General features: G+C 45.1%; 5 protein-coding genes. All 5 read left to right on the forward strand.

All coding sequences use genetic code 11. The features are described 5' to 3' along the window. Positions 1–249 precede the first annotated feature (249 nt). The 5 genes from MHB64_RS01610 to MHB64_RS01630 all read left to right on the forward strand — a co-directional run bounded on the left by MHB64_RS01610 (position 250) and on the right by MHB64_RS01630 (position 11,626). A complete protein-coding gene (locus tag MHB64_RS01610; RefSeq protein ID WP_341133569.1) occupies positions 250–6,291 on the forward strand; it encodes an S-layer homology domain-containing protein in 6,042 nt (2,013 codons plus the stop codon). Between the two features lie 167 nt (positions 6,292–6,458). Continuing rightward, entirely contained in the window at positions 6,459–6,677 is a 219-nt protein-coding gene (locus MHB64_RS01615) for a hypothetical protein (protein ID WP_341133570.1), read from the forward strand. Between the two features lie 16 nt (positions 6,678–6,693). After that, the gene (locus MHB64_RS01620) at positions 6,694–8,454 is read left to right on the forward strand and encodes a CHASE2 domain-containing protein (protein ID WP_341133571.1); all 1,761 of its coding nucleotides are present in this window, start codon (positions 6,694–6,696) and stop codon (positions 8,452–8,454) included. After that, positions 8,451–10,121 (forward strand): FecR domain-containing protein, encoded by a 1,671-nt coding sequence (locus tag MHB64_RS01625; RefSeq protein ID WP_341133572.1) that lies wholly within the window; start codon positions 8,451–8,453, stop codon positions 10,119–10,121. Before MHB64_RS01620 ends, MHB64_RS01625 begins: the two co-directional genes overlap by 4 nt. 35 nt (positions 10,122–10,156) lie before the next feature. Further along, complete coding sequence (locus MHB64_RS01630) at positions 10,157–11,626, forward strand: NHL domain-containing protein (RefSeq protein WP_341133573.1); 1,470 nt, start codon at positions 10,157–10,159, stop codon at positions 11,624–11,626. Positions 11,627–11,631 lie beyond the last annotated feature (5 nt).

An 11,631-nucleotide genomic window follows, 5' to 3' on the forward strand; every position in this document is an offset into this window, starting at 1 on the left:
CCTCTTTTCTTATTTTACAAATAACGTTTTATGGTTTTCTGTTGAATGTGTTTGTGATGGTTGTGATTTAACCTATTTCTATTGTAACCCGCAAACCTGAGTCCAAGCTTAAGCAATATTTAAGATAACCTAAAGATTTAACATTGAAATGATATAGCGATAATATATCCTTAGTATACTTTCCAGATGATCTTCAATGCATATTTATGCACTGGGTCACAACTAAACAAATGGGGAGTGTTCGGAGTTTTGAGAATAACAGCAAAAGCTAAACGTTTTCTATCCAGCGTAATTGCAAGTAGTCTGATGTTGGGGATAATGGTTCCAGCAGGATATGCTGAAGAACAGCAGCTGGACACAGAGCAGACCTCTTCCGAATTAGGAGCACATTTTGACGAGCAGGTTGAGCTCGATACGCTTTTAAATCAACCGACAGTAGTGGCAGATGTGTATGCGACACCTGCTCATCCAGGAGCATTACTTATTACAGAGGTTGTTCCAGATACTAAAAATGTCAAAGGTGCGGATGGATCCTCTGTTGATGGTTATGAATTTGTTGAGGTCTATAATAATACGGATGAGCCAGTAAACTTTAAGGATTATTATTTTTACTATTATAACAGAGATAAATGGATAACCAACGGCGATGCTGTAATCCCGGCGCATGGAAATATCGTCTTCTGGATTATGAACGGCAATAATCTGAATGTTCCTGCCGAGGATTTCATCAAAAATTTTAATCCTTCAGCATCCTTGAAAGAAGGCGTAAACCTGTTCCGTATCAACGGTGGCGGTGGTATGGCTAACACTGATACGCGTAGCTTACAAATTAAAAGCAAAGCAGGAGATGCCCTAATTATCTCTTCTTCTTATGGAAAAGAACAGGTGAAGGAAAACAACGGGATTTTCTATCAATTTTCACAAGCTGACAGTTCTACGATGAGTCTCATGGCGATTTCGGGAAAGGCTGCGGCGACACCTGGAACCGTAGAACCCGAACAACTTCCTAAACCAGTGCCTGGAGACAAACAGCCGTTGATTGAACACCATACGCAGAGCAGTGTAGATCCAGCTGATCTTCCTATCACCGCGAAGATTACGAACCTAGAGATTGGCCCAGATGGAGCATTGCCGGTAGTGAAGCTGCAATACGGCTCTCCTTCCCAGGCAAAAGATACGGTAATCACTATGACATCAAAGGGGGATAATCAGTTCACTGCGTTGATTCCTGCGGCTGCGCTGGAAGAGCCAGAACTGCACTACAGCATCCGTGTAAACAATGTTACGGAGCATTATTCTGTTCAAGTGAACCTGCCTGCGTTTGATTCGAACAATGTGCCGCCGCTGTTAGTTACTGAGCTGCTGCCGAATTCGACGAATGTAAAAGGAACGAGCACCGATGCTTTTGAATTCATTGAGGTGTATAACAATACGGATGCACCGGTTGATTTTAAGAACTATAAGATCTATTATCGCTATCCTGATAAAGGCAACGCTTCTGATGTGAAGTGGCCCTCTACTAAAGAGAGTTTCGTCATTCCTGCACAGCAGTCTGTGGTGTTCTGGATTATGAATAGTGCTAACAGTACATACACTGCTGATGATTTTAATACAGAATTCAATACGAATCTGATCGATGGCACGAACCTCTTTTTAATTAAAAGTGATGGGATGGCGAACTCTGGCCGCCGGGCAGTCGTAATCAAGAGCAACACGGAGAAAGAAATTTCCTCTGCGTATTATGATGCTGACCTCACCTATGAGGGTGGAGCTAAAGGTGATGACACCAAAGAAAATAAAGCGCTTCTATACAAGTATCCTGTGAATGGGCAAAGTAAAATGCTTAAGATTAGCACAGGATCAGCCGTTCCGTCACCAGGGCAAGTGGATGCAGGATTGGTTCCTAGTACACCGATCCATGTAGAGCCGGATACCGAAAATCCGACGGTGAATGATCTGACTGCTGTGACGGAGATTGATCAGTCGATGAGTTTGGATTTGAAAGCTTTCGCTGATGACAATAAAGCCATTACATCTGTAGAAGTAAGGGTAGTGTCGGACAAGCAGCCTGATTTTGTCAGCCATAATCTATCCCAAGACTTCAACGATAGCTTGTATCATTATAAGTTATCATCGGCTGATTTGATTGGCAGAAATCAAATACAGTATTATTTCGTCGTTTCCGATGGCACCAATGAGGTCGAATCTCCGGTAATGAAAGTGAAAATTACGGGAGGGCCTGATCAATCAGCGCTTCGTTTGAATGTGAAGGATGGGCAGTTCATCCATGGTTCTATGACGGTAAAAGGAACCTCTGCCACCGCAAAGGCTGATGCAGTGGACCTGAGCATCGATAATAAGGTACTCGGCAATCATGAGGCATATGCCGCGCTTGAGAATGATGCTTACTTTGTATTTGAAGCTAAAAATGTGGATTATTATTTCAAAAATGGCATCACAATGGGACCAGAAGAATTAGGGGATGCGAGCATTCTATACACCTTTATGGACCCGATTACTTCATATACGACATTGACCTTCCCGATCTCCTCTGCCGCTTTACAGGTGGGCACGGATAATGTGATCTACATTCGGGCGGGCTCTAAATCATCACCTTTTGACCCACGTCCCGAGGAGAATAAAGATGATTTCGAAGTGAAAAATGTACGCCTACTACTTGCAGACGGCACTGAGATTTGGGACCCTGCTTATGCAGAACGTGATAAAGAAATTAAGATGGGGGACAGCGCAGGTAAGCATGAATCTATCGGTTTCCGGTTCGATTTGAAATCGGATTTGTTCCGTTCGAAAGCGTATGACTGGAATACTAAAGAAGCCGCTGATGGAGAACATAAAGTAACACTGACTGAAGGTGGATCTAAGGTATCGTCAAGTGTAATTGTAGACAACACGCCGCCATCCATCAAAGCATCGATTGAAGATGGAAAGACTTATCGTGGTAATTTCGAAATTGCTGCTCAGATTACGGATACTTACGCAGGTGTAGACAAGGTCAGCGTGAAGCTCGATGGCAAAGGTATTGAACTTCCATATGCTACTTCCTCCGGAAAGCTAACGGCTGGAGAGCATACGCTTTCTATCACTGCCTTGGACAAGATCGGCAATCAGGCAGAGAAAGTAGTTATCTTCCATGTGCCGAATGAGAATCCATTTGCACCCCAGCTTATTTCTCCTACGAACTGGGAGACAGGTGTAGGTACTAATCCGACTTTGAAGGTTAAGGTTGAAGATCCTAACCATGATAAGATGAATGTTACTTTCTTTAGAGGATTTAAGTATGATGCTAACCATCCTGAGCAAGGTTTCGCTGGGTTTATAAATGCATCCGATACAGAGCCGCCGAAACAGTCCGTACCTGCGGGTGAAACAGCACTTAGCGGTGATGATTACAGTAAAATAAGCGCGTTGGACGGACAGTATTTAATCAACGATGCTGTAGAGCAATTCCCGTATCAGCGTTATGAAATTAAGCTTGATGATTCCGTTAAGGCTACAGATCGTGTGGATATTGAATGGAAGGGGAATTCACTTCCAGGTCGTAAAGTAAGTCTCTATGCTTGGAGTCCTGCTGAAGAGAAGTGGGTGCAGCTGGATCATTTGATCGCCGGTACAGAGGATTTTGAGCTGAAATCGACGGTGACCGTAGGACAATTTGCTAATGCACATAGCATTGCTGTTATGGTTCAGGATGAGATTGCGTCTGTGGCTAAGACTGCACCGACAGTAACGCAAGACACCTATGATTTCTCTTTTGTATGGATGTCGGATACACAATATTATTCCCAAAGCTACCCTTACATTTATCAGAAAAATGTGAAGTGGATTGCCGACAACAAAGAGAGCCTGAAGCTGAAATATGTTATTCATACGGGTGATATCGTAGATAAATCCTATCAGGAGTATGAGTGGGAGGAAGCTGACCGGGACATGAAGGTTCTGGAAAATGCAGGTATTCCTTATGGTGTGCTTGCGGGCAACCATGACGTAGGTCATCAAACCGGGGATTATACGAAGTTCTGGGAGTATTTTGGAGAGTGGAGATTCAAGAATATGCCGACCTTCGGTGGCTCTTATGATAACAACCGGGGCCATTATGATTTGGTTTCTGCAAATGGAAATGATTTTATTATCGTATATATGGGCTGGGGACTAGCTGAAGAAGAGATTCAATGGATGAATGAGATCGTTGCCCGTTATCCAGAGCGCAAAGCGATTCTTTGCCTCCATGAATACTTGCTGGTTTCTAATAACCGCGCACCTATTGCGGATAAGATTTTTGAGATGGTTGTAAAACCTAACAAGAACGTAATCGCAGCATTATCCGGTCATTATCATGATGCTGAGCTGAAGATCGACGAGCTGGATGATAACGGTGACGGTATTCCGGATCGCAGTGTGTATCAAATGCTGGCAGACTATCAAGGTGCTGAAGAGGGTGGACTTGGTTATATTCGTCTGCTTCAGTTCGATATTGCTAACAATAAGCTGCGTGTGAAGACTTATTCACCTTATTTAGATGATTATAATTATTATGATGAAAATGAATTCCCAGGCAAAGATGAGTTCGTATTAGATCTGGATCTACAGCCTGTGACAAAACGTGTAGCTACCGATTATATCGGCGTGAAGGTCTACAGCGATCAGAAAATCGCAGCCAATCAGCAAGTAGAGAGCGGTGCGGAGACTCAGGTTACTTGGAGCAAACGGAATCCGGATAGTTACTACCAATGGTATACAAAAGTCGAGGATGATCACTCCGGCAGTGTGCTTTCAGATATTTGGGGCTTTTACACTGGAAAAGAGGATGTGACACCGACGCCAACACCGACGCCAACACCGACGCCAACACCGACGCCAACACCGACGCCAACACCGACGCCAACACCGACGCCAACACCGACGCCAACACCGACGCCAACACCGACGCCAACACCGACGCCAACACCGACGCCAACACCGACGCCAACACCGACGCCAACACCGACGCCAACACCGACGCCAACACCGACGCCAACGCCAACACTAACGCCGACGCCAGAGGTATCGCCATCGCCTGAAGTGACACCGGCACCTCCAGTAGGTTCATCAGTGCCTACAGTGTCTTCGAGTCCTACAGCTACCCCTGTAGCGGAAAAAGGAAGCGTTGAACTGACCCTCGGAAGTGACGGTATGTATACCGCTGATTCTGCAGCATTGAAGAAGCTGATAGAGGAAGCTGCGACAGGTGGAAATATCAAGATTAGCTTAGGCAAAGGCGCTTTAACCCAAGATCAGATTAAACTTGCACTTGACGCAGCGAGCATCCAACAGGCTGCCGACAAGAAGCTGAGTCTGAATATTGTATCTTCCAGCATTACATTAAGCGTACCAACAAGCTCTTTACCAGCGATCCCAGCCGGAAGCGATATGCTGCTGCTGAGTGTTGATACAAGTACGATATCTGTACCAACCAATGTCGCTGGAATGAGTCCATCCAGAGCTGCCGTTACGCTGAACCTTAGTATCACAGCAGGCGGCAAAGAAACGGCTATTCACCAGTTTAAAGGTGCTGTTACCATTACATTGACGCTGACGAAGGAACAGCTTGCTAAGATCGATACTGATTTTGCAGGCGTCTATTATGTAAATGGCAGTACCTTGACATATTTGGGTGGCGTTTTTAAAGGTAATGCCGTTACCTTTACAACAGATCATTTCTCTACCTTCGCGGTACTGGAATACCAGAAGCAATTTAGTGATACCGCTGGTCACTGGGCAGAGTCGTACATTTCCAAGCTGACGGCTAAGCATGTGATTATGGGTATCGACGATACACATTATGGTCCACAAGCTAATGTAACCCGTGCGGATTTTGTTACACTAGCCATTCGTTCACTTGGATTGGATGAGGCTAGTGGAACTATCGCACAAAGTACTTTTGCAGATGTATCTGAGGATGCATATTATGCCTCATCGATAGACAAGGCGGTCCAGCTTGGGCTCATTCAAGGCAGTGATGGCAAGTTCCGGCCTAAAGATGCGATAACTCGTGAAGAAGCGGCTGTAGTCCTCCAGAAATTGATACAGTACAAAGCTGGTTCAGACTCTTCTGGTGCTGCTACTGCAAGCTTTAAGGATATGAACAGCGTATCGGACTGGGCGAAGCAAGCGGTAAGTGAATTGAAAGCCAAGGGAATCCTTGACGGCAAGGGTGACAATAACTTTGATCCTCGTGGCAAAGTAACCCGGGCTGAAATTGCAAAACTGTTATATGGAATAATCAATTTATAAGGATAGTTTGGCAAAGGCAGACAGAGGGAACTCTGGTCTGCTTTTGTCATTTTTTATCCCTTTTCTTCTATGAAAGCAGGAAATTCTTACTATTTATATGATTTTTCATATATAATATTTTTGAATAAATTTTTAATAGATAATCTAACTTCCTGCTGACAGTCTTAATGATTACTTTCGTAATTACACTTGTCATTCGCGATGATTCGGCAGTTATTCTCCTGGTTAAAGCACTTCTTCTAATTGGCACAGGAATGGGTATTCAACCATGGGTACTTGTATTCCTTATTGTTTTATCCACTGATCCCATCTTCTTTGCTTATCAATTACCAACGTATTTAACCGCTTATTATAGTGCTGGCTCGGACTCATCCTATAATACATAGATTGGAGAAACGAACCTTGAGAGTAAAGCTAGCACATATTTTACTTCTGCTAACTGTAATTTTTGCGATTCTACTGTATAGAGGGAGTCTCGACTCCATTGATCATCTATTACAAGATCGCGTGATGCAGCACGAGCGCACAGTGGACACTACCATTGCGATTATCGGGATAGACGATCAGAGCTTGGAGGACTTCGGCAGCTGGCCGTGGAGCAGAAATGTTCATGCACAGCTGCTAGATACACTTTCCGAGGGACATCCAGCCGTAATTGGGTTTGACCTGACGTTCCCGGTGGGTTCGGAGGATCCCGAGGCGGATGCCGAGTTCGCTGCGGCTGTCGCTCGGGCGGGAAATGTTATTCTGCCCATATATGGTACCTTTGCACCTAATACCGAGCAAGGAAAGATTGAAGCACTGGAGCTGTCTGAGCCGTTTGAGGCCTTGAGGGAGGCTGCCGCTGCAACCGCCCATATTAATACCATTACCGACACCGACCGTGTGGTACGTAAGGTGCTTTATTCTTTTGACTATAAAAGAAAGCCAATTCATAGTTTGTCATGGACAGTCTTTCAGAAATATCAAGAGGTGATGGGGGGCACTGCTGATCCACAGAAGCTCCCGCTAGATGACTTTGGACGTTTCTATATCCCCTATTCAGGCAGTAAAGGAGCCTTTGAGGAGATTCCTTATTCGGCAGTGCTTAACGGAGAGGTACCGCCATCTTATTTCGAGAATAGAATTGTACTTATTGGGCCATATGCTACAGGGTTCAAGGATGACTTCCTAACACCAATTAGCGGGAAAAACACATTATATGGTGTGGAAATTCATGCGAATATCATTCAATCTTTGCTGGACGATAATTATAAACGGGTGCTGGACTGGAAGTGGAATGAGGCAGTATTGCTTTTTGTTGCGCTCCTAGCCTATCTACTATTCCGTAAGGTGAAGATGTTATATTCCTATGTGGTCATTGTGGTCATCATTGCCCTACTTATCTTTGCGGGTCGTTATTTTTATGACCATGGAACGGTAATTTCACTAGGTTACGTGATTCCTTTTCTAATCGTTAGCTGCATTATCGTGATAGCCTTTCAATATTTAGAAGAATTGATGGAGAAGCGTAGAGTTACGGATATTTTTGGCCGATATGTTGCCCCGCAGGTAGTGGATCAAATTCTCAAGAACGGTCAGGAAGGGCTGAAGCTTGGAGGAAGCCGCAGAGAGTTGAGCTTGCTATTCGTCGATATTCGCGGATTCACCCTGTTGTCGGAGGCTGCTGAACCGGAGGAGATTGTTGAGATTCTGAATGAGTATCTGGATTTGACCGCGAGTTGTATTTTTAAGTATGATGGCACGCTGGATAAGTTCATCGGGGATGCCACGATGGCGATTTTTAATGCTCCATTGCTGTTGGAGGATCATCCGATGCAAGCAGTAAAGGCTGCGTGGGCGATGAAGCAAGGTTCGGCGGCGGTGGAACAAAAGCTGTTCGAACGGTTTGGACTGGTTGTTAAATTTGGTATTGGGGTGCATACTGGCCCTGCTGTATTTGGGAATATCGGCTCCAAGACACGGATGGATTATACAGCGATTGGAGACACCGTCAACACAGCGGCCCGATTGGAAAGCAATGCCAAGCCTGGGCAAATCCTCATCAGTGAGGCTACCTACGCTTTTGTAAAAGATAGAGTATCTGCTGTTTCATTAGGAGAGATCAAGGTAAAGGGCAAGGAGCAAGGAATCCATGTCTATGAATTGGAGGGATTGCGATGAAGGTGAAGTCGTTAAAGCTTACATTGTCGTTTATGCTGATATTCAGCATTCTTTGGCCAGCGGTTGTCACAGAGGCGAAGGACAGCGTTAAGGTGGGGAAAATAACCGCAGTCTCAGGAAAGTCTGAGGTGAAAAAGAGCGGGGGGACGAAGAAATTCAACGCTTTTAAAGGGATGGCGATTACGCAAGGCGATACGATTATAACGGGTTCTGATGGACAAGTTAATCTCGATCTCGACGCTAACAAAGAAGTTACGATTGGAGCAGGGACGACACTTACCATTAGCCAATTAGTCGAAAGCGCAAAGGCATTGGGTGGAAAAACAAGCCTGAAGCTACAAAACGGGCAAGTTTTGATTAAGGTGAAAAAGAAGCTGGATGGCGACTCCAGGTTCGAGATTGAGACACCGACGGCTATCATGGGCGTTATGGGCACAGAGTTTTTTGTTAGCGTTAATCCTAATCAAGGGAATCCAGCTCTGATTGGAGGGCTGGGAAATAATGGATATCTGGGGGTTTTGGAAGGAACCGTTCGCGTGGCTTCGCCTTTAAATCCGAATGCTAATGCGTTTTCGATTACTGCTTCCCAGCAGCTTTTAATGAATGGTCAACAATGGAATAGGGAGCCGCTATCCTTGGAAGGATTGCCGCCTTTTGCTCTGGAACAGCATATGAAATACTTACAGGAAGAACAGAAGTTAACCGAAGTTATGAAGAATCAGCTCGAACGTTTAATACAACAAAAGAAAGACGCTATGGCAGCGCTTAAACCAACACCTACGCCGGCGCCTCAGATTATCTATCCTGTATCTCCTTCTGCTAGTCCTGGCAAAGGGGTTGTGCCGACATCAGCTCCGACATTGACGCCTGAACCGACGGCATCACCAACGCCGACGCCGGAACCAACGGCATCACCAACGCCGACGCCGGAACCTGCCGAGACTCCCGTGCCAACGCAAACACCAGCTCCTATCGGTGTACCAGAGCTGGATCAGCAGGAATTTAGAGACCATATCTATGATTATCTCATCCGTGATAATAAGATTGTTGTGCCGTTTACAGCTCCACTGGCTTTTAATATAGCAGATGACTCTAATCCTAATGAGATCAGGAATATGGTGAAAGTTATGTTGGGTGAGAGTGAGAGCATGTTCGAAATAGGTGAGGTAATCATTGAAGAGAACAAGCTGGTTCTTTATCTAATGGACCGAATTTCTTATGGGTCTGTAGTTCAAATTAAAGTTAGTGGCGGTTTGTTAAAGAATGCTCTTTCCGGGGAGGTTCAGGAAGAAGATCAACAGCTATTCAATGAGGGCTTTTATTTCGAAGGACAAGTTGCTCCAAGTCATTTTAACTATACCGAGGTTGTAGGTGAAGGCGATGCTCCAGAGTTTACGATTCACTCACTGGGTTATGATACGGGGCAGATTGGATATCGGCCGGGATTGTCTGGGGGAGAACTTCATCCTCTGGAAAGCAAGGATTACACGCTGGTTCGAAACGATGAGAATACCTTTGTACTCAAACTTTTGCCGGAATTCTTGAACGCAATGGGTTCTGAGCCTTATATCGTGATCATTCCCATTGTGAAAAATATAGTAGCAGATGAAGGTTCTATGCAAATTGTAATAGACGAGCTCAGGCTCTATGTAAATATGCAATTCTAAGGGTGCGGTAACCCTTGAGAGGAGAAAATAACGAAATGAACAAGAAACTTATCTCCATCGCTTGCGGATTTATGCTTATAAGCGCAACATTTTCCAATATCGTAGCGGCGGAAATAGCACAAAACACGAAGGACGGCATTCAAGGGAGTATCGTCAAGAATGGTTCGTCGAATGCTGTATCCTCTCTTAAGCAGCCGTTGGGCGTGGTTACCGTACCTGGTAGCAATGATCTCATTATCGTGCAATCTGGAAGTGGTACTATCAGCAAGTGGAGTAATGGCGATCTACAGACGGTAGCTGGACATGATGCTGAAGGGTATACCGATGGTAAGAGCGAAGAGGCCTTGTTTAATCATCCGACATACACTGCCGCTGATAGTAAAGGCAATATCTATATCAGTGATACCGATAACCATGTAATCCGTAAAATAGAGAACGGAAAAGTGTACACCCTCGCAGGAACGGGAATCGCTGGCTATAAAGATGGACAACCCAATGTGGCGCAATTTAACGCCCCAGGCGGATTAGCGATAGATAGCAATAACAATGTATTCGTAGCCGATACGCTGAATCATCTGATTCGCAAAGTTACACCGGAAGGTGTTGTGAGTACTTTTGCGGGTCAGCAGAGCAACGATGGTGCTTATTTGGACGGTGCGGTGACTTCGGCCAAGTTTAATGAGCCTGTGGGTCTTGTGTTCGATGAAACCGGTAATCTCTATGTGGCAGACAGTGGAAATCAGATGATCCGATGGATTAAAGGCGATAAGGTTGAGACCTTTGCAGGCAAAGCAACCCCTATTGATCCAGTGACTGGTTATATGGCTGGAGGGTTCCAGAATGGCGATCGCCAGACGGCATTGTTCAATCGTCCTCGTGGTCTGGCTTATGCCGATGGAGTGTTGCTGATTGCTGATAGTCTAAATCATCGGGTTCGGGCCATTCAGAAGGATGGAAGAGTCATCACAGTTGCAGGACAGGGCATCTCGGGAGATCAGGTTGGAGCATTGGATCAAGTGATGTTTAATCAGCCTTCCGGTGTTGCGCTTGGCTCCGGGAAATTGTATGTGACAGATACGCTGAATAATAAGTTAAAGGTATTAGAACTCGACTTGCAAGCCCTTAAGCCACTTCGTAGCGAAGCTGATCTGCTTGATGCAGTCTCGCTAATGCCAGCAGGTAAGGACATCCAAGTATGGTTGGACGGAGTGCAGGTGAAGTTAAACACTGCCACTCTACCAATTAAGGAGTCGGGTAAAATATATTTACCGGTTAGAGCGTTATTTAGCTCATGGGGAGCGGATATTCGTTGGGATGCGGGAAGTAAAGAGACGATGATTAGCAAAGGGGAGTGGACACTTTCCCTAAAGCCAAACGGGGGGCTTAATGTGCAAAACATAAAGGGTACTTTGTATGTAGCAGCCGATTACTTGCCGACCGTTTCATCTTTTATGCAGGTTTATGATGAGGATAGTCAGGCAATTGTAATCGAAACTGGACGATAATTATC

It is taken from the genome of Paenibacillus sp. FSL K6-2859 (assembly GCF_038008265.1).
GTDB lineage: Bacteria > Bacillota > Bacilli > Paenibacillales > Paenibacillaceae > Paenibacillus_AQ > Paenibacillus_AQ nitricinens.